Source organism: Bradyrhizobium sp. CCBAU 11361, from assembly GCF_028128935.1.
Taxonomy (GTDB): domain Bacteria; phylum Pseudomonadota; class Alphaproteobacteria; order Rhizobiales; family Xanthobacteraceae; genus Bradyrhizobium; species Bradyrhizobium niftali.
The window spans coordinates 1-18,549 of record NZ_LBJZ01000137.1 but is presented as its reverse complement, the minus strand read 5'-3'; the positions used below and the strand labels follow the sequence as shown (position 1 = coordinate 18,549).

The following is an 18,549-nucleotide window of genomic DNA, read 5'->3' as shown; positions in this document are numbered from 1 at the left end:
ACCAACTGGCCAAACGCGCCCGGCGCCGCCAGTCATGCACCTGCTGGGGCCGGCAGCCATGGCGACAGGCGACATCTGTTACAACCGCACCCGGCTCGAGGCTTTCCGCGGCAATCTGCGACTTCACATCATCTGGCCAGCGCTTACGACCTGCGCCAGCATACACTTCGATACGCGGTGACAACGGTCGTCTTATGTCGTCCGAATGGTCGTGTGCGAGCACCCTTGCGGAAGATGACTCTTCTAGCGGCGTTCCCGAGCCTCCGTACGAACAATCCGATGGGTCTCTACGCTAGGCTTACGATCGAGCGCATGAACCGCACGATCAAGGAAGCGACAGTCCAATCCACACATTGAGCTACATGTTGTGTGCTAGATTGGGACGGAGACTCAACCTAATAGCGTCTGACCATTCTTCGCGACGATGACGTCACGCTCTCGAACAAGGGCTTCGAAAGAAATCGAATTGCCGTCCTTCCAGAGGTTAATCGTTACGATCTCACCCGGGAACACTGGGGCAGAAAAGCGAACGCGATGACGCCTGAAGGCGTGTGGATCGTAGTCGGCGTACGTCTGCAACACAGCCCTGCAGGTCACGCCGTAGGTGCAGAGGCCATGGAGAATGGGCTTCGGAAAACCTGCCCGACGCGCAAATTCGGGGTCGCTGTGCAAGGGATTCCGATCACCCGACAGACGGTAGATTAGTGCCTGGTCCGGTCGGATCGGGATATCGATTGATCTGTCCGGCGCTCGACGGGGTACTTGGTGCGGCAACGGCATTCCCTCTGAAGGCCCCCCAAAGCCGCCGTCCCCCCTTGCAAAGAGCGAAGAAAGAACTGTAACCAAATTTCCTCCATCGCTGTTTCTTATGACAATTTCGTTTTGGATGACCGCGCCTTTGTCTTTACCCTTGTCATAGACTCCGCACACGCGAGCGTCCGCTTTAACTGTCGCTGCGACAGGCAGTGGCTTGTGAAACGTGATGTCACGTTCGCCATCGACAATCATAAGGCGATTGAGGTCGATAACGCCAGGTTTTGCCCCCCAAACGCAGACCGATGCAAACGTCGGGACGACCTTCAGTGGCTTCGGTCTTGCAAATGCCTCGTTAACAAACTGCAACTCCTTTTCGTTCAGAGGATCTGACCCCATGCCGATACCAAGCGCATAAGTCAATACTTCGCGGTCGCTCCACGAATAGCGAGCAGAGCTGGTTTTCAGATCAAGTACTGCGGGATAATCAATTGGCATTGGATTCCTACCTTGTTGACGTTGCTTCAAGAGCCGCAGAGATGTCGTCTATCTCAGCTTTACATTACTGTTCATTTGATCAGGACCGATGATGCGTTTCACGGATGAATCCATTTAGGAGATCCGATATTGCTGAGTCCAAAAATTGCTCATGATGACATCACTTTTTGTTTCGACCGACGGCGATTGTCAATTTGCCAGCTGAAGGCTTTCTTCCTCAGGCGCAATAGTCGATGCATCTCAATATCTATGCGCGCTTCTGCGACGCGCTGCTCCCGAACTGAGTGCTCAATGATCTTCCTGCCGAATGTGATGCGCGATTGGATCGCTTGACCATCTTCTAGCGCCTCTTTGGCCTAGCCGATGGCGCGCATGCAGTGATGCATACGCCCTGGCCCGAGCCGAACTTGGCTATCTCAATGCCCCTGCCCTCTTCCAATAATAGATTACTTGCGGAGAGCGGACATTCAAGTAGTACCTGGCCGTGTGCCGCATCCTCATAGCAAAATACAGACAGCATTCCTTCGACCTTGATGACCGGCTCGTCTAAAGGCACCAAAATTTGCGACTGCGTCTGGTGGCACGGAGCCTTGAAGTTCGTCTTGCCCATGACGATCGCAATTCTGCAGCGCGGATCACCAATGCCCGAAGACGACCATTTGCGGCTGTTTATGACGTTATGATCGCCGTCCACTCCATCCTGGCGCTGAGGTTTGTCGCATTTGATGAGGCGACCACGGTCGCGTCATTAGAACGGCATAACGTATCTCGCCTTCCATCAAGGGCTTTAGCCATTGCCGCTTCTGCTCCTTGCTGCCATAACGTACCGAGCCCCCCTGTTGCCGGTATCTAGTGCCGGGCGGTTGAACGACTCCGAAGCCCAACCGATACGCCCCGTTTCTTCCGCAAGCGGGGCAAATTCGGGATTTCTCAATCCGGCACTGAGGAACTCGCCCTCCTGCGCCCAAGGCGGCAGAGACATGTTTCACAGACCCTCGGCGCGCGCCTTTTTCTTCTTCATCGCTTTCGAAAACCTGCTGCCCATAGGGGGGCCGGATTGCGTCATCATGACGCTTGTGCGCTGGCCAGCCATTGATCTGCTTCGCAGATATCGTGAAATCCATCACATGCTCCTTCGGCCTAAGTCTGTACCGCGCTGTTATCCGCTCGGGTGTTCTGCGACAGCATTGTGCGTTCATCGAGTCGGAGGGCGGCTTGCCACCCGTACGGAATGCGCACCTTAATCAATCCGCTCACACCAATGTTTGCGCAACTGCCGGGCTTGGGGGCTTGGCGAGCGACGACCCGTCCGCCATTGTCGCTAGGTTGTCAGGTTTCTGCCAATTCACCTCTAGCCTTAGTGCGGCACAAATTCTGACCGCTATGGCCCTCGAATTGGATTCGCCCACAAGGCTCCTGACTTCTCGTTCTCTAGCCCTTGCATTTGCGTCGCGCCCAGCCGGCTAAGAGATCGTCGACGTATCAATAAAGGGCGTGCATTTCTGGCGGCCCATACCTGCCGTAGTACTGCATCGATCCACGAAGGACAGGATACAGTTCCAACGCGATTGCGTCGACTTCCGCGAGAGCTGGCGGATTGTCATACGCGTAAACTTCATCGCCGCCCTGCCGGCCACCGGCGAGACCGTACAGAAGTTTTTCTTTCTTCTGATGAGTTCTTGCCCTGCGCGATCAAAAGAAAACTCTCATAAAATCAAAGGAGTGACTGGTTACCTATCATGCGGTTGCTATCTTTGCAGTAGATGATCTTGGTCTTGTCGGGATGCATTTCGAGTTCGCATTCCTCAATCCTATCTTGCAGCGCGGCCTTGATGGCTCCCGCTTCAGCCTTGGTTCGACAATGAACGAGCCCGTCGTCTGACACCATGGTGACAGCGAGGAGTTCCGCGCCATCCATGTATCGAACGCATAGCGCAACACAGTTGGCGAGGAGGGTAATACCGCTATGTTATATAATTCGATCGACGCAAGCGCAGAAAGCCGTACAGCTCAGCGCGGCGCGACGCTTGCTCACGAAGAAAATTGGCATGGCGGAGGCGGCCTTGGCGCTGTCGCGCGAAAGCGGCTTGTCGCTGCGGCAAGCCTATCGATATCTCGAAGTGGCCAAAAGGAAGGAGCCGGTCCTTTCCGCGCCGCAGCCGTCTGTGACGCTCTGAAGATGCTAACCGATCTCTCTCAAAAACTCCACGCGCATGCGGCGGCTTCCAGACTTACTGTAAGCAAGGCGACGCGCCAACCGGCGGCCGCTTATCTCGCATTCATCCACGAGGATGGCTGAGCGGAGGAAAAAGCGCGACGTTCGTCTAGAATTTACGTTCGATCGCCTCGTCGCCGTCAAACTTGAACAGGTTTACGAAATTCTCGTTCCAGATCAGGTGCGCTTCGCGCGCGTCGACGCCGATGTAACGGGAGGCGAAGATGAATACCGCCGCGATTTGCGCCAGAGTGTCATCGGCCAAACAGAAGGAGGAAAACACGACCGCCAGTCCGATGAGCGCGGTGATCGCTTTCGCGCGCGAGCAGAACTGCGACGTGCCAACGGAATGGGTGAATCGAAGACGACGGCTATAGCGGTGCGAGCTTGTTGCGGCCTGGGCTCGAACGACTGTGCGATCTCGCCGCAGAAGGGCGGATCCAATCTGTGCTTGTGTACGCTCCCGATCGGCTGAGCCGGCGCTATGCGCATCAGATCTTTCTTTATCGAAGAGTTCGCGCGCGCGCCGGCGTCGAGATCTTGTTCATTCGCTCGAAACGGGCGGCGACGCCGGAAGACGAGCTCCTGCTGCAGCTTCAGGGCATGATCGCCGAATATGAACGCGCGAAAATCCTGAAATGACGAGGGAAGCGCCATCGCTCCTTTCAGGGCCAAGTGAGCGTGCTTTCCGGCGCTCCGTTTGGTTGTCGCTACAAGCGCCAGACCGATCCACTCTGCCGCCTATTATGAGACGGACGAGAGACAGGCCGGTTTCGTGCGCTGGGTCTACGAGCTTTACAACGCAAAACCACAGCTTCGGCGCCATCACGCGCTCAATGAGCGCCAGACTCCGACAGCCAAAGAAACAGGCGGCCAGGAGCGCTCCTGGGGCGCCGTGCCACTAGGTCTGTTTCATTGCTTCAGTCAGAGCTTCCTCAAATATCTCAAGACCTTGATTTAGTATCTCTAGGTCTATCGTGAGCGCAGGCAAGATTTTTACGACCTCGGCAACGGCTCCACATCGTTCAACGATCAACCCTTTCTCGAATGCCTTGCGTGCCGTGACCTCTGCAAGTTCGGGTTTTTGACAATCAAATCCCAGCGCCATACCCCGGCCTCGAACCGAAAAACCGTTTCCATATCGGGATGCAATAGCATCAAGTCTGCGCCGCGTAAGGTCTCCCATGCGCTGAATCCCCTCCGAAAAGGTCCGGCAGCGCCAATAGGCGTTTATAGCTGCGGTTGCAGCTACAAGTGCAAGGTTATTTCCCCGAAACGTGCCTCCGTGTTCTCCTGGTTGCCAGAGGTCGAGCCCCTCTTTGATCAACAACATCGATAACGGCAGACCATACCCACTTATTGATTTTGACAGCACGACAATGTCTGGCGACAACGCTGCGCACTCGAAGCTAAAGAATTCGCCCGTGCGACCACAGCCCATCTGGATATCGTCAACTATGAAAAGGGCGCCTATATTCTTTGCTATACTCTCAATTGATCGCAACCATTCATTGCGAGCGACGTTAATACCGCCTTCTCCCTGCACGGTTTCGACGAGAATGGCAGCTGGACGATCGATGCCACCGCTTTCATCGAACAACACCTTTCGCAGGTAGTCGGCCGTATCAATGGCCGGCCCAAGATAGCCATCATAAGGCATAAAAGATACGCCCGATAAGGGAACGGCACTGCCTGTGCGATAGAAACGATTACCGCTCGCGGCAATCGCCCCTAAACTCATGCCGTGATACCCACGCGTGAATGAAATGACATTTTGACGTCCTGTGATTTTCCGTGAGAGCTTCAAAGCTGCCTCAATAGCATTAGCACCTGTGGGCCCCGTAAATTGGAATCGATACTGCATATCCCGCTGCCGGAGTATGATAGAGCTGAAGGTCTCCATAAATTCGAGCTTTGCAGGAGTAGCCATGTCAAGCCCGTGGACTATGGCATCCGAAGCTAGATACTCCGCAATGGCAGCCCTGATGCGGTGATTATTGTGGCCGTAGTTAAGTGCTCCAGCTCCGGCAAGAAAGTCAATGATTTTCCGACCGTCGTCGGTTAACAGAATGGAGCCACGCGCTAGACTGAAGATCGCTGGGAACGAACGTGAGTACGACCGAACGTTTGATTCCAGGTTCTCGAAAATCTGCATTTTGCGGGACTCGCAAGTTACTCCACGCATGGGCTCTCCTCCGCAGCAGCTGATTCGACGAACAAACACGGTTGTCTCAGATCGCGCGAGCTATGCACATGGCGACCTAAACGTGGAGCGCGCCTCGCTTAGCGGTTCGTGCCCCACAGAACGACCCTACTCAGTTACGCGATAACCGGGAGCAATGGACCTACTAAGGTTAGTGGTGTTAAGCTCAGAGCTACTTATCGCCATCAACTGAACTGGATTACTGCCTTTCAAGAAAGTTTACGCTTTGAGAGCGCGGCTTGAGTCGAATTCCCGTGGCGATGAGGCTGTATATAGCGGCGGTGCGCCGCCCTCCGCAGAAAAGCCACGACTTCTATCCAAGAGATGCCTTGGAAGTCCATCCGGCGACATTGTTGGAGAGAGACATGCGTCCATCTGGTGCCCAGCCAGATAGAGCTGGTTGTGCCCGTAGCATCAGCCTGAAGGATGCCGGTGTACCGCGCGAGGATGCAGCTGGGATGGTCGCCCTGAAGGCTTTGACTGCGCTCGCTTCGGCCGACGATCAGAAAAGCTCGGCTCTGCAAACAGCGACGATGAACACCAGGCCTTGTCTTAGATCGATCGTCGCTGCGATCACGGCACAGCTCAGCAAGGGCCTGCGCAAGCGGACCGAAAAAGCTGCACCGCGGTTGCGCAAGGGCTTTGCGCTCCATCCCAAACGGATCGAAACTATCATTGAGCTCGGAGGAGTTGGCTAGGCATGCCGGCACGCAGAAGGTGCTGATCGGCGAGGATGTGCCGGAGCGTCTGGGTGCCGGCGAATATCCGTGCGATCGTCAGCGCGGTCCGAAGTATGCGTTCAAGGACGCAGACGGCGTGATCTAGCACCGCCCGGCCCATATCGTTGACTCTACCGGCAGGAGGCTATCTACGCCCGCGATCATGTCGAGCTCGACTGCCAGCTGATGGCGCAATGGATGAACAAGCTCGCTCGAGATCGTGGCCGGCTACGGGTTCAGCGAGGTCAAGAAGGCGGGACGAGTCTTTGTCGATGAAGCCACTTTGCCGACGCTCGTTCCGGGCTTTGGATCGACAAAGATGGCCCATTTCCGATGTTCTCGACGCCCCGCTCGATAGTACCGATGTCCGAAAAAGGAGGTGTTGAGCACCACTTAAGTGAGGCGTCCGTGTCAGACTTATCACAATCGATCTGAATCTCGCCAAGCACGTCGGTCACGTTCACGCAGCGTGATGAATGGGATTTGGCGATCGTGTTCTCCTCCTTCTGCTTGTCCGACAACACTCTGGCGCAAATAGCGGCGGTTTTCATCTTCGCCTCCCGTCACATCGGCGACGGCTCGCGCGAAGCGCAACCGGTCTGGAACGAGAATTTCGTAAAACCTGTTCAAGTTTGACGGCGACGAGTCGATCGAACGCAAGTTCTAGACGGACGTCGCGCTTTTTCCTCCGCTCAGCCATCCTCGCGGATGAGTGCGAGATAAGCGGCCACCGATTGGCGCATCACCTCGCTAACCGAAGTCTGGAAGCCGCCGCAAGCGCCTGAAGTTTTTGAGCAAGATGGGTTAGCATCCTCAGAGCACCACAGACGGCTGCGGTGCGGAAGGACCGGCTCCTTCCTTTTGGCCACTTCGAGATATCGATAGGCTTGCCGCAGCGACAAGCCGCTTTCGCGCGACAGCGCCAAGGCCTCTCCGCCATCCCAATTTTCTTCGCGAGCGAGCGTCGCGCCGCCATCAGCCGTACGACTTTTACGGCAATCTCTGGTGCGGCTGGGGCATGGGCGATCCCGAGCTCGACGGCGTTGTCGTGTTTGCTCCTGACGGCGTCATTATCGGCCGCATTGCGCTGCCAGAGCGCTGCGCGGAATCTCTGCTTCGGCGGCCTCAAGCGCAACCGCCTGTTCATGGCAGCGAGCCAGTCGATCTACCCGCCGCATGTGAACACGCAGGGGGCGCTCCGCGGCTAACGCTGCACTCGTAGCAACCATTAAAGCGAGGCCCCGATTGGCAGGAGCATGACGCCGTGTGCTGCGGCCATCAAGGCGTGGCCTGGCGGCATCTTGCGTGAGGCGGGAACCGAGCGACGGCCAGCCTTGATGGCCGCAGCACGCGGCGTCGTTGTGAGGGCAGGTCGGGACGAAGAAACGGTCGCCTGATCGAACAAAGAAACGCGGGTCAGGCGACGGACAGTTTGGCATTTTGCCTGGGCGCCCCCACGGCGTGCCGCGGGCGACGACGGCCTTGATAATGACGAGCAGCTTCCTGGCGCAGGCGACGAGCGCGGATTTGTGGCACTTGCCGGCGGCGATCAGCCGGCGGTACAGGGCCATGAGCTGCAGATTCCAGCGGAAGGATGCCGGAAAAGCCGCGGTGTAGAGCGCCCGGCGCAAGCGTTCGCGTCCGCCTGTGATGTGACGGGCGCCGACGCGATTGCCGCTGTCATCGTCGTAGGGCGCAAGCCGCTGAGCGCTGCGGCCTGCTCGCGCGTGACGTTGCCGATCTCGGCATCCTGACCAGCACGGCCACCGCGGTCGGGCGGCCGCAGCCGGCGACGCTGTGGATCAGATCGAGCCGTGCGGCAAGATCAGGGTGCTTGCGGATCGCCGCGAGCAACGCCTTGAGTTCGGCTCGTTTGGACTTGGCCAGGCGCGCGATCTGCGCCTTCCAAACCCCTTGAATCCGCGTGTCGCGACAGCTCTCGAGCCGGTTCTTGAGCCTTGCGATGTCTTCCGTGATCGGATCGATCATCGTCAAATCCTCGGCAAGAGGCTGCAGCCGCGGATCCGGGGCGGGATGGATCGTCTTGACCGCGGCAGTACCGATCAGCGCTGCGTCGATCTTGTCGTTCTTGGCGAGCAACCGATGGAACGTGCCGTAGGCGCGAACCTGCTTCGGCTGAAACAGGATGACGACGAACCGCCTGCGCCGCAGCTCGGCGACGAGGGCCTGCTCACAGCCTCCGCTTGCCTCGATCCCTGCTTTGTGGCCCTTCAGCCACTCCACCAACGCCTGGTGGCCTTCCGCCGTGTTGTCGACGCCCAGCTGCTCCGAGCTGCCATCGATCGCCACATCGAGCTTATCTTTGCCGGTATCGATCCCGGCACAGATTGTGATACGTTTGGCCATCTTCTCGACCCTCCCTTGTGATGCGAACCTGATGTTCGTTCAACCATACGGGTCCCGATGAAGTGCCGACCGCGATCTTGCTACGAAGCTACGAAACGCATCCCTCAAGGCTTCGGTGGGCATCGATCCGATCGATCGGCGGCCCAGCTCGGGCGGCCTCCCGGGCTGGGCCACTCCTCACGGAACGAGGCCATTCTAATCCAGCCCGCTAATACAAGGGTGGGCAAAGCGAAGCGTGCCCACGCATTTGTAGTCGCCGAGAGAGATGGTGGGCACGTCGCTTCGCTCCTTCGCCCACCCTACGGCAGAAACACATTAGCCAAAAAAACGCCGGAGCGCTCCGGCGTCGCATTCGTTCAGACGTGGAAACTTACGCCGCGTTGAAGCCGGCGACGGCTTTCACTTCGAGGAAGTCCTCGAGGCCGAACTTGCCCCACTCGCGCCCGTTGCCGGACTGCTTGTAGCCGCCGAACGGCGCGGTGCGATCATTCGGCACGCCCTGGAGATTGACGTTGCCGGCGCGAATCTGGCGGCCGACGCGCTTGGCGTCCTCGACCGACGGGCCGTAGACATAGCCGGCGAGACCATAGGGTGTGTCGTTGGCGATCTTGACCGCGTCGGCTTCGTCCTTGGCGCCGATGATGGTCAGCACCGGCCCGAAGATCTCCTCGCGCGCGATCGTCATGTCAGGCGTGACGTCGGCAAAGATGGTCGGACGGACGTAAAAGCCCTTGTTGACGCCTTCGGGCAGGCCCGGGCCGCCGGCAACGAGCGTGGCGCCCTCGTCGATGCCCTTCTTGATGAGGCCCTGGATCTTGTCCCACTGGCCGCGATTGACGACCGGGCCGATGGTGGTGCCTTCGGCGCGCGGATCGCCGGCCTTGGTCTTGTCGGCGACGGCCTTCGCGATCGCGGCGACTTCCTTCATCTTGGACAGCGGCACGATCATGCGCGAGGGCGCGTTGCAGGACTGGCCGGAATTGTTGAACATGTGCATCACGCCGCCGGTCACCGCCTTTTGCAAGTCGGCGCCTTCGAGGATGACGTTCGGCGACTTGCCGCCGAGCTCCTGGCTGACGCGCTTCACGGTGGGCGCGGCGCGCTTGGCGACGTCGATGCCGGCGCGGGTCGAGCCGGTGAAGGAGATCATGTCGATGTCGGGGTGCTCGCTCATGGCGGCGCCGACCTCGGGGCCGAGGCCGTTGACGAGGTTGAACACGCCCTTCGGCACGCCGGCTTCATGGAGGATTTCCGCAAAAATCAAAGCCGAGGTCGGCGTGAACTCGCTGGGCTTCAGGATCATGGTGCAGCCGGCGGCGAGCGCGGGCGCGACCTTGCAGGCGATCTGGTTCAGCGGCCAGTTCCAGGGCGTGATCATGCCGACCACGCCGATCGGCTCGCGCAGCACCATGGCGGTGCCGACCGGCTCCTCGAAATGATAGTTCTTGAGCACGTCGAGCGTGGTCATGAGATGGCCGAGGCCGGCGCCGGCCTGCAGCTTCTCCGCCATCGGCAGCGGTGCGCCCATCTCGTCGGAGACGGCGGCGCCGATCTCCTTGAGGCGGCCCTTGTAGATCTCGATGATCTTGGTGAGCAGCGCGACGCGCTCCTCGCGGCTGGTCTGGGAGAAGGTTGCGAAGGCGCGCTTGGCGGCGGCAACCGCCTTGTCCACGTCGGCCTTGGAGCCCAGCGCAACCTCGTACGTCGCCACTTCCGTCGCGGGATTGATCACGGCGGTGGACTTCTTGACGGCGGGATCGACCCAGGCGCCGTCGATGTAGAATTGCATGCGATTGACCATCGTTAACCTCTTCTTGGGGGCTTGGAGGGGGCGTTTCGGCAGGCATCATTGCACGAAAGCGCCGGCAATTGAACCCGCCATATGCGGGGCCAGCGTTGCGGCGGACGCGCGGAATATGGGACGCGAGCGGGAACGAAGCAAGCGCCACGGGTCCCCGGCTCTGCGCAGCAGCGTTGCACGCTGCAGCGCGTCCGGGACACAAGATTGTAACGAGTCTAGACGGTCTCGTGCCCCGGACGCAGCGCAGCGCTTCTTCAGTGATGCGCTGCTGGGCCGGGGCCCATCCCGGCTAGATTACTTAACTACACCGCCATCTTCCGATGGGCGATCGGCGCGCCGGTGGTGAGGCTTTCCGCCGCATCGATGATCGCATCCGGCATGAATGCCGTAGCGACGGTAGAGGTCGGCGACGGTGCCGGTCTGGCCGAACTGCTCGACGCCGAGCGCCTCGACGCGATGTCCGCGGACGCTGCCGACCAGCAGCTTTTCGATGTGGCTGGGATGCTGCACGCCGAGTCGATCGTGCCGCAGACTTCGCGCGGCGGTCCAGCCCGCGTGGAGCCGATCGGCCGAGGTGATTGCGAGCAGGCCGATGTCGCGGCGGCTCTCGCCGATAAAGCCAATGGCCTCGATTGCTTCCGGCGCGACTGCGCCGTATAGGCAATCACGATCCGGCATTCGGGCCCGGCTTGTGCAGCCAGTAGGCGCGCCATCGGGGATGCCCTGCTGCAGCTCCGGCGACATGATGCGTTGCGCCTGCTCGATGCTACCCGTGAAGGCGGAGGATGGGCACATTTGCACATCAAGGAACTGATGTTCTTTGATCTGATCGCGCAACGAATCTACCTTGTTCCGCGGGCATGGTCGCGTTCTTGTTCAAGATTGATGATGCCCCTTGCGATGCTGTCGTCGTCGCTTTCGAAGGATTTCTGAAGCGGTGCGCAACATGATTTAACGCAGACACATTAGCTTAGGCCGTCTCAAGGCTAATGCACAGCTACGCGCAGCGCGGATAAACCTGACGCTGGTCGCCTTCGGTGCGGCGCAAAGACAAGATAGGCGCAGAGCGCCGATAAGCCTATCGGCGGGATACGAACGGCGAACCGTAGGCTTTGCAGAAGAGTGTGATCGTCTGGTTGCGGTTGGATGCGCCTTGTGTCCGTGGCACGAACCCGCATTCGTCCAGCGGGGAACGACATAAGTTTCGGCGCTGCCGGCCCACAACTTCGGCCTACTCCCGCGATGCCTCGCAGACGTTTTGCGCGTCATCATATGCGCGTTCGTTGGCAACTCCCTCGGCTCTAACGATCGGCTAAAAACAGAGGTCGTCTGTGTCACGGCAGGCTACGGGGCGTCTGTCATTAAGGTTGTGCCGAACATGGTTCGACTGCATCTGGACAGCCGCGGCACTAGAATAACTATCGGGCCTCGAGCTCAAGGTGTGGCAGAATGAGCGAGATCACGATAGCCGTGCGTCCCGCCTTTGTAGTCTTGAATGCGATACTCATCCTCCCCGAGTTTAGAGATGTAGCTCGGACCGATCGGGACTTTTCCATAACCACCTGGCACATCCAAAACATAAAGTGGCTGACAGATTCCGGAAACGCGCCCGCGCATTGTGCGGACTATCTCTTGTCCGTCGGCAATAGATACCCTGAAATGATCAGTACCTTGAGCCACATCCAGATGGTGGAGATAGTATGGTTTTATGCGATTGCAGATCAGAGCGCGCATCAGAGCGCTGAGAACTTCGGCGCTATCATTTACGCCCTTTAATAAAACCGATTGGGAAAGAAGGGGAATTCCTCGGTCGGCAAGCGCAGCACATGCATCCTTGGCGCCTTTCGTCAGCTCGTTCGGATGATTAATATGAAGAACTATGTAAATAGCGCATCGCCTCCGGCTTAGTAGATCCAGTAGTTTTTCAGTAATGCGAGCCGGCTCTACAACGGGAATTCTGGTGTGGAATCGGATGACTTCGACATGTTCGATGGCATCGAGCGACTCCAGAATTTCCTGCAGGCGTCGGTCTCCGATCAAAAACGGGTCGCCCCCGGAAACAATGACCTCCCAAGCCTCTGTCGTTTCACGGATGTATTCCAGAGCCGCCGCCAACTCCTCTGTTCGAAGACTTTCACCACCGCGACCGACTTTTTCGCGACGGAAGCAGAATCTACAATAGACTTGGCATGTCTGCGTGGGCAACAGAAGAATACGATCCGGGTACCGATGGACCACCCCCTTCAGCTTCGTGAAAGCACCATCGCCTATGGGATCGCCGCGTTCTTCGTTTCTTACGCGCAATTCATTCGCCGTCGGAATGAACTGCCGAGATATTGGATCATTCGGATCGTTGGCGTTCGACGCTCGGCGCATCTCGGATGTGATCCGTACCGGAAACTTGTCGACCACTTCGACCAAGCCAAGCGCTGACTCCTGCGATGTCAGTCCATGCTGGAGCAAACCCTCTAGCGTGGTGATTGAACGATCGTCTTCTCGTGGGGCAGCGGCGACAGTGTCTGTCATGGGAATAGCCTCCTGTCTCTAGTGTGCGCTATGGCCTCAGAATTTGCCTCAATCAGCCCTTGTCGTCGCCTATCCAATCTATGAGTGTGTCACCGTGTCTCATTTTGCTTTGGCCGCAACCAAGACGGAGCAGATTGGACCCTTGATGTACGAGATCGCCCCCCGGACTGGCGGAGCTCCGGTTTCGTAGAAAGCGCTTGCGCGATCCAGCATCTTCCTGGATCGGCTTCCGAACGGATACCGCTGTGGTGCGTAATCCCATGCAAGCCGGCGACGTCCGACGCAATCCGCCATCGATTTCGACGGAAGTCGGCTACCCATCCCGATCGAAGTCGGCCACCCTGTTGAGACAGGACTGACGCTCTCGAAGACGATCGAAATCGCGGAGGCCCCCTTTGCAGCCAAGCAAGAGAGGTCTGCCGAGAGAGCGCCGATGCGTATTCCTCCGTTGAGGCTTTCAATTACCCACATCGTCGACGAGTTCTGATTGAGCGGCCGAAGGCGATGTCGTTAAGACGTGTTAGCCCTCGCAACACCACGATGTTTCCTGGCGGCGGATCGTGGTTGCGCGCGAGGTAGCCGCCCAGCATTACAATCTGGAGCAAGTAGATGGCGAGGGTCTTGAGCAAGATGCGCGGCTTGGACTGCGCCGCGTCGATGGCATTTAGCGTCGCGATTTCGGTTGAGGTGAGGACTGTCTCCGGCGCAACGTCGCTCGCCGCGCAGCGCATGGCAGTCCCGGGAAAATGGCCGGCCAGCATCCCGCTCGGTGACGCGCGGATTATCGAAGAAGCTATAGGCCGCCTTCGTCGCCGCACGCGGCCGGGCCGGTTGGCCAGGTGCCGCCGACATCTGATCAAGCAGGCGGCCGAATCGGCGCGCCAATCGCTTGTCCGGCAGCCCTGCCGAAACGACTTCGTCGTCATCCCAGCCTGCAGCACCGGCTCCCGTGTCTCCGCTCATCTGTGACGCCTCCGCGAATCGGCGTCGCAAACAGAATCACAGGCGATTCAACCGATGCAAATCCTACGCACGAGATGTGGGTGATCGAAATCCGTTGAGGGCCGCCTTTTTTGACCGACAAGTGCCCTGGCTGCGCTGCAGGCCGAGCGTGGGGCCCGGCTGCGAGCCGAGGCGATGGCTGCCAGCGCGCAAGCGGAGCTGTCGGATAACACGGCGCTGATCGCGCATCTCGAGTTGCGGATCGACAAACCCAAGCGCGAACTGTACGGGCAGCGCTCCGAGCGCGCGGCGCGGCTGATCGAGCAAATGGAATTGGAACTCGAAGAACTCGCCACCACGGCGAGGGAGGATGAGCTTGCCGCGCAGGCCGCAGCGGCGAAGACGCAGAGCGTCCGCCCCTTCATGCAAGCGGCCGGCGCGCGAGGAGTTCACTTGCTGCGATTGTGAGAAGATCAGCCAGCCGCCTGCGCCGTTCCATGCCACGCCGCGCGGCTTCATCGGATCGCAATTACTGGCGACGATCCTGTTCGACAAGTTCGGCATGCATGTCCACTCAACGCGCTTCAAGTGCGAGCGGATCGACCTGCCATTGTCGACGCTGGCCGACCAGGCCGGCTTTCGCCGTCATGCCGCTCTTCCAGCTGATCGAGCGTCATGTGCTCGCAGCCGAGCGCCTTCATGGCGACGACACCACCAGCCGTATCCTGGGAAGGGCAACTACACGGTCGGGCGGATATGGACTTATGTGCGGGACGACCGGCCCTTCGCCGGGCCTGCGCCGCCGGCTGCGGTCTATTACGCCTCGCGCGATCGACGGGGCGAGCATCCCCAGAAGCAATCTGGCGCCGCAGAAAAGCTGCAAGCAAAGCACGATTTTTTCAGGATTACTGCGAAACCGTGGCCAAAAATCGCCGGTGTTTCCGTCCCGAAACCTTATCTTCAGGGACTGCAGCGCTAGCTACATGTTTACGACGGGGAGAGTGCTAATGGAAAAGTCAACTTTACGAGTTTCACGCCGAGTCTTTCTCAAGGGTACAGCCGCCGTCTTGGCTACGCCAATCTCGACTAATCCAGTTTTAGCCGCGGCAGATTCTCAGGCTGTCACATACGTTAGCTTCGGCGGAACGTTTCAAGAGATTGAACAAAAGTATGTAACAGTGCCTTTCGCTGAGGAAACGGGCATTAAAGTTAATGTCGTGCCGGCGCCAGATCTCGCCAAGATCAAAGCTCAGCAACTTACTGGAAACGTCGAATGGGATGTCTATGAGGTGGACGGTCCACTCATAGCTAGCGGATCTAAGCAGGGCTTTTGGGCACAGCTTGATCTCACAAAGTTCGACGTGGGAGACATGATAGTTCCGCCATCCAGCGATAGCGTTCCGTACTGTGCGGCGGCGACGGGTATCGCGTGGGATCCCGAAAAATACGGGCCGGGCAAGCACCCCACGAACTTCACCGAGTACTTTGACCTCACTAAGTTTCCAGGAAGGCGCACTCTCCGAAATTCGCCTATGGGAACCCTCGAGCTCGCGCTTCTCGCTGATGGGGTGAAGCCCGAAGAAATGTATCCACTGGATCTGGATCGCGCGTTCGGGATTCTTAGCAGAGTGAAACATAGCATCGTATTCACTGCGACGACACCTCAAACTGTGTCTCTGCTGCAGAATGGCGAGGTCGACTTCAGCTATACCTACTCGAATCGCGTGAAGGCATCGTGCGAACCCGGCGGCGGTAAGCCGCTGGCTTTTTCCGCAGATCAAAATATAGTTGTCGGCTATCGCATGACAATTCTTAAAGGGGCGCCCAATAAGGCCAACGCGCTAAAGCTTGTTGCCTATTTCAGTCGTCCCGAAGTTCAGGCCCGAGAACATGACAGAACTGGCTTGCTACCAGCGTCAAAAAAGGCGTTCACCTTGCTTACACCCGAAGCGCGCAAATGGCTACCCGACATGAACAATCCTCATAACCTGATAGTAAGTGACGAATATTGGGCTAACAACCTCGAAACTCTGGTAGAGCGTTATAAATTGTGGATGATGAGCTAACCAGGCCGCAAAGAGCTTTCATCGTGGCTGATCGAGCAGTCGGCGTTAACGTTCGAAGAGCTGGAATCCGTCAGCACTGAAGATGAACTGCCGTCTGAATGCGCCGCTTGCCAAGTCGACTGATCTTCCACTGACCTGCCACTGCATTTTCATCCAGCGGCAGTTAGAGTCTTGAGGTTTTGTACGCCAAGTGGCGCGGATGGAGCAACGGACGATCAGCGGAGCTGGTCGGGGTTGCGCAGCCGATCGTCCGTTGCGGTGAGGTGGGCGGCGTAGGCCGCGGGGGTCAGGTATTTCAGCGACGAGTGGGGACGCTGGAGATTGTAGTCGGCGACCCCAGTTGGCGATCTTGGCGCGGGCGTCATCGAGATCGAAGAACAGGGTCTCGTTGAGTAGCTCATCGCGCATCCGGCCGTTGATGGGGAAGACGGCCCCGCTCCCTCGGCGCCGGCGATATACTCGCGATGGACGAACCCGCCAACAGGGGCAATTGACCAATGGAAGCCGCCACAATTGGGTTGGACATTTCGAAGCACGTATTTCACATCCATGCAGTTGATGACCAAGGCCAAGTGGCCGGTCGCCAACGTCTCCGACGAGGCGAGATCGTGTCGTTCTTCTCCTCGCTCGCGCCTTGTCTAGTCGGCATCGAAGCCTGCGCGACTGCTCACCACTGGGCGCGGGAGATTCGGTAGTTTGGACACGATGTCAGATTGATTCCGCCAGCCTATGTTAACCCCCTACCTACGAAGAGGAGCCAAGAATGACGCCGCTGACGCGGCCGCGATCTGCGAAGCGGTCACCCGTCCCAATATGCGGTTCGTTCCCATCAAGAGCGGCGAGAACCAGGGCTTCTTGATGCTTCATCGTGCAAGAGGCTTATTGGTCCGCCAACGAACCATGACAGCCTGCGCCATTCGGGCTCACTTTGCTGAGTTCGGAATTATCGTCGGGCAAGGCCGGCAACGGGTGCATGGTCTGGTGGACGTGTTGGATGACGAGGAACTGACGCTACCGGCCCACGCCCGGATCGCACTAGCCGTCCTTGTGAACCAACTGAAGGAATTGGACCGGCAGGTCGAGGCTATCGAGCGCGAGCTGGCTCAGATCCAGCGCGTAAATCCGATGGCGAAGTTGCTGTCCTCGATCCCCGGGATCGGTCCCATAACGGCCACAGCTCTCGCCGCGACCGTACCGGACGCGACAATTTTCCGCTCCGGGCGGGAGTTCGCGGCCTGGCTTGGCCTGACGCCTAAACAGAATTCCACCGGCGGGAAGGACAGGCTCGGCCGCATAACAAAGCAGGGCGATTCCTATCTCAGGAACTTGCTTGTCATCGGGGCACGCAACGTCGTTCGGTATTCAAAGGCCCGGTCCCGGGTCGGAGCTGGCTGGATCGAAGCCCTTCTTGAACGGCGTCGGCCCATGGTTGTTGCGGTCGCTGTCGCCAACAAGTTGGCTCGGATCATCTGGGCAATGATGACGACCGGTGAGTTCTATCGGCCTAAGCTCGCGGCCTGAGCTGCCGCGCTTTTTTGGCCACCCTAAGGTGTGAGGGCAGATGACAGCGTGATGGAAACCGGCGGAGCTGCGGATCGAGCAAGCCCGAAGAGTTTTAAGCGCAACAAGCGCGACCCGTTGATGAGACCTCGATCCGCGATCTCCATCAGGGCCAGCGGCCATGGCATCGGTCGCACTAACAGGCCGTATACATACATGAACGCACCCGACCGGTAACCAAAATGCTGCTGAAATCCCTTGCATCCGCGGGGCCGTCTATACATGAAACTCTCGACGAAGCCGTTCTGCATCGGCTTTCCCGGCGCAATGAAGTGCCAATCGATGGCTGCGTCCTTGCACCAAGCGAGCATGGCGTTGCAGGCGGCGCTCATCGACCACCCCACCACCCGGCGTGAGAACAGGTCGATCACAGCTGCGACGTAGAGCCAGCCCTCGGCCGTCCAGAGATACGTAAAGTCGGCGATCCACTTCTGGTTCGGCCGCTCGGCTGCGAACTGCCGATCAAGGAGGTGCGTCGGTACGGCCTCGACCTGTCGATTGCCGCTGTCCTTCGGCAGGTGCCGGCCGCAAGCCTTGTAGGCGCATCAGCCGTTCGATTTGGTGGAGGCCGCAGTCCGCCCCCTCGGCGAGCAGATCACGCCACACTCGGCGCGCGCCATAGGTGCGGTCGCTGGCCATGAAGCTGGCCTTGACCTTACCGCCGAGCTCTTCGTCGCTGCGGGATCTGGCGCTCGGCGAGCGGTTCAGCCAGGCATGGAAGCCCGACGGCGACACCCCCAGCGCATCGCATAGCCATGCCACCGGCCAGATCGCCCGGTGCTTCGCAATGAAGACGAACTTCATGTCGCTTCCTTCGCGAAGAAGTCGATCGTTAATAAGCCGAATTGGGCTGAACTGGACAGTTGAGCGTTGGCCAGAGTGAGAGCAGGAAGAGGGAC

16 protein-coding genes and 8 pseudogenes are annotated in these 18,549 nt (G+C 58.7%); 8 read left to right on the top strand and 16 right to left on the bottom strand.

Going from position 1 to position 18,549, the window contains the following annotated elements:
* The 4 genes and pseudogenes from XI08_RS46005 to XI08_RS11690 form a co-directional block, all read right to left on the bottom strand.
* The coding region (locus tag XI08_RS46005; RefSeq protein ID WP_333927161.1) for a transposase at nt 1-127 on the bottom strand (127 nt) is incomplete at its 3' end.
* Nucleotides 128-390: 263 nt separating this feature from the next.
* Entirely contained in the window at nt 391-1,251 is an 861-nt protein-coding gene (locus XI08_RS11700; protein ID WP_271574494.1) for a MaoC/PaaZ C-terminal domain-containing protein, read from the bottom strand.
* Between the two features lie 182 nt (nt 1,252-1,433).
* A pseudogene (locus XI08_RS11695) lies at nt 1,434-2,266 on the bottom strand (acyl-CoA dehydrogenase family protein); the annotation flags it as partial.
* A gap of 699 nt (nt 2,267-2,965) precedes the next feature.
* A complete protein-coding gene (locus tag XI08_RS11690) occupies nt 2,966-3,169 on the bottom strand; it encodes a hypothetical protein (RefSeq protein WP_271574493.1) in 204 nt (67 codons plus the stop codon).
* A 109-nt stretch (nt 3,170-3,278) separates the two neighbouring features.
* Between XI08_RS11690 and XI08_RS11685 the strand changes: the two genes are divergently transcribed.
* Nucleotides 3,279-3,428: a hypothetical protein gene (locus XI08_RS11685; RefSeq protein WP_271574492.1), complete on the top strand. Its 150-nt coding sequence runs from the start codon at nt 3,279-3,281 to the stop codon at nt 3,426-3,428.
* A gap of 147 nt (nt 3,429-3,575) precedes the next feature.
* Here XI08_RS11685 and XI08_RS11680 read toward each other — a convergent pair whose 3' ends face one another.
* Nucleotides 3,576-3,749: a hypothetical protein gene (locus XI08_RS11680; protein WP_271574491.1), complete on the bottom strand. Its 174-nt coding sequence runs from the start codon at nt 3,747-3,749 to the stop codon at nt 3,576-3,578.
* A 104-nt stretch (nt 3,750-3,853) separates the two neighbouring features.
* Here XI08_RS11680 and XI08_RS11675 point away from each other — a divergent pair, with 104 nt between their 5' ends.
* On the top strand, nt 3,854-4,108 hold the full coding sequence (locus XI08_RS11675; RefSeq protein ID WP_271574490.1) for a recombinase family protein: 255 nt from the start codon (nt 3,854-3,856) through the stop codon (nt 4,106-4,108).
* Between the two features lie 259 nt (nt 4,109-4,367).
* On the opposite strand, the gene ectB is transcribed toward XI08_RS11675, so the two are convergent.
* Complete coding sequence (ectB, locus tag XI08_RS11670; protein ID WP_271574489.1) at nt 4,368-5,621, bottom strand: diaminobutyrate--2-oxoglutarate transaminase; 1,254 nt, start codon at nt 5,619-5,621, stop codon at nt 4,368-4,370.
* 506 nt (nt 5,622-6,127) lie between these two features.
* Between ectB and XI08_RS11665 the strand changes: the two genes are divergently transcribed.
* Both XI08_RS11665 and XI08_RS11660 read left to right on the top strand, forming a co-directional pair.
* Nucleotides 6,128-6,367: a hypothetical protein gene (locus XI08_RS11665; protein ID WP_271574488.1), complete on the top strand. Its 240-nt coding sequence runs from the start codon at nt 6,128-6,130 to the stop codon at nt 6,365-6,367.
* Nucleotides 6,360-6,494 (top strand): hypothetical protein, encoded by a 135-nt coding sequence (locus XI08_RS11660; RefSeq protein WP_271574487.1) that lies wholly within the window; start codon nt 6,360-6,362, stop codon nt 6,492-6,494. Before XI08_RS11665 ends, XI08_RS11660 begins: the two co-directional genes overlap by 8 nt.
* Nucleotides 6,495-6,633: 139 nt before the next feature.
* Here XI08_RS11660 and XI08_RS11655 read toward each other — a convergent pair whose 3' ends face one another.
* Together XI08_RS11655 and XI08_RS11650 are read right to left on the bottom strand one after the other, a co-directional pair.
* Nucleotides 6,634-6,939: a hypothetical protein gene (locus XI08_RS11655; RefSeq protein ID WP_271574486.1), complete on the bottom strand. Its 306-nt coding sequence runs from the start codon at nt 6,937-6,939 to the stop codon at nt 6,634-6,636.
* Nucleotides 6,940-7,080: 141 nt separating this feature from the next.
* Nucleotides 7,081-7,314 carry a hypothetical protein gene (locus XI08_RS11650; RefSeq protein WP_271574485.1) on the bottom strand — a complete coding sequence of 78 codons (234 nt, stop codon included), beginning with the start codon at nt 7,312-7,314 and terminating at the stop codon, nt 7,081-7,083.
* A gap of 59 nt (nt 7,315-7,373) precedes the next feature.
* On the opposite strand from XI08_RS11650, the pseudogene XI08_RS11645 reads away from it, so the two are divergent.
* Nucleotides 7,374-7,596 (top strand): annotated as a pseudogene (locus XI08_RS11645) (SMP-30/gluconolactonase/LRE family protein); the annotation flags it as partial.
* Between the two features lie 411 nt (nt 7,597-8,007).
* On the opposite strand, the pseudogene XI08_RS46000 reads toward XI08_RS11645, so the two are convergent.
* From XI08_RS46000 to XI08_RS46250, 6 genes and pseudogenes are all read right to left on the bottom strand, one after another.
* Nucleotides 8,008-8,061: pseudogene (locus tag XI08_RS46000) on the bottom strand (hypothetical protein); the annotation flags it as partial.
* Between the two features lie 7 nt (nt 8,062-8,068).
* Entirely contained in the window at nt 8,069-8,755 is a 687-nt protein-coding gene (locus XI08_RS11640; protein ID WP_271574484.1) for an IS110 family transposase, read from the bottom strand.
* A gap of 370 nt (nt 8,756-9,125) precedes the next feature.
* Nucleotides 9,126-10,556 carry an aldehyde dehydrogenase family protein gene (locus XI08_RS11635; protein WP_271574483.1) on the bottom strand — a complete coding sequence of 477 codons (1,431 nt, stop codon included), beginning with the start codon at nt 10,554-10,556 and terminating at the stop codon, nt 9,126-9,128.
* A gap of 302 nt (nt 10,557-10,858) precedes the next feature.
* A pseudogene (locus XI08_RS11630) lies at nt 10,859-11,330 on the bottom strand (transketolase); the annotation flags it as partial.
* A 660-nt stretch (nt 11,331-11,990) separates the two neighbouring features.
* Entirely contained in the window at nt 11,991-13,082 is a 1,092-nt protein-coding gene (locus XI08_RS11625; protein WP_271574482.1) for a lysine-2,3-aminomutase-like protein, read from the bottom strand.
* A 510-nt stretch (nt 13,083-13,592) separates the two neighbouring features.
* Nucleotides 13,593-14,045 (bottom strand): transposase DNA-binding-containing protein, encoded by a 453-nt coding sequence (locus XI08_RS46250; RefSeq protein ID WP_442869802.1) that lies wholly within the window; start codon nt 14,043-14,045, stop codon nt 13,593-13,595.
* A gap of 126 nt (nt 14,046-14,171) precedes the next feature.
* Here XI08_RS46250 and XI08_RS11615 point away from each other — a divergent pair.
* Nucleotides 14,172-14,880, top strand: a pseudogene (locus XI08_RS11615) (IS66 family transposase); the annotation flags it as partial.
* A 151-nt stretch (nt 14,881-15,031) separates the two neighbouring features.
* On the top strand, nt 15,032-16,090 hold the full coding sequence (locus tag XI08_RS11610) for an extracellular solute-binding protein (protein WP_271574480.1): 1,059 nt from the start codon (nt 15,032-15,034) through the stop codon (nt 16,088-16,090).
* 149 nt (nt 16,091-16,239) lie between these two features.
* Here the strand turns inward: XI08_RS11610 and XI08_RS11605 are convergent.
* Nucleotides 16,240-16,519, bottom strand: a pseudogene (locus tag XI08_RS11605) (integrase core domain-containing protein); the annotation flags it as partial.
* A 68-nt stretch (nt 16,520-16,587) separates the two neighbouring features.
* Between XI08_RS11605 and XI08_RS11600 the strand changes: the two are divergent.
* A pseudogene (locus XI08_RS11600) lies at nt 16,588-17,611 on the top strand (IS110 family transposase).
* 23 nt (nt 17,612-17,634) lie between these two features.
* Here the strand turns inward: XI08_RS11600 and XI08_RS46245 are convergent.
* Nucleotides 17,635-18,475: pseudogene (locus XI08_RS46245) on the bottom strand (IS3 family transposase); the annotation flags it as partial.
* Between the last annotated feature and the right edge of the window lie 74 nt (nt 18,476-18,549).

Bases quoted from the DNA above. Each gene is read 5' to 3' on its own strand.
- XI08_RS11700 (WP_271574494.1), bottom strand. From the start codon at position 1,251: ATGCCAATTGATTATCCCGCAGTACTTGATCTGAAAACCAGCTCTGCT.
- XI08_RS11690 (WP_271574493.1), bottom strand. From the start codon at position 3,169: ATGGATGGCGCGGAACTCCTCGCTGTCACCATGGTGTCAGACGACGGG.
- ectB (WP_271574489.1), bottom strand. From the start codon at position 5,621: ATGCAGATTTTCGAGAACCTGGAATCAAACGTTCGGTCGTACTCACGT.
- XI08_RS11665 (WP_271574488.1), top strand. From the start codon at position 6,128: ATGGTCGCCCTGAAGGCTTTGACTGCGCTCGCTTCGGCCGACGATCAG.
- XI08_RS11655 (WP_271574486.1), bottom strand. From the start codon at position 6,939: ATGAAAACCGCCGCTATTTGCGCCAGAGTGTTGTCGGACAAGCAGAAG.
- XI08_RS11640 (WP_271574484.1), bottom strand. From the start codon at position 8,755: ATGGCCAAACGTATCACAATCTGTGCCGGGATCGATACCGGCAAAGAT.
- XI08_RS11635 (WP_271574483.1), bottom strand. From the start codon at position 10,556: ATGGTCAATCGCATGCAATTCTACATCGACGGCGCCTGGGTCGATCCC.
- XI08_RS11625 (WP_271574482.1), bottom strand. From the start codon at position 13,082: ATGACAGACACTGTCGCCGCTGCCCCACGAGAAGACGATCGTTCAATC.
- XI08_RS46250 (WP_442869802.1), bottom strand. From the start codon at position 14,045: ATGAGCGGAGACACGGGAGCCGGTGCTGCAGGCTGGGATGACGACGAA.
- XI08_RS11610 (WP_271574480.1), top strand. From the start codon at position 15,032: ATGGAAAAGTCAACTTTACGAGTTTCACGCCGAGTCTTTCTCAAGGGT.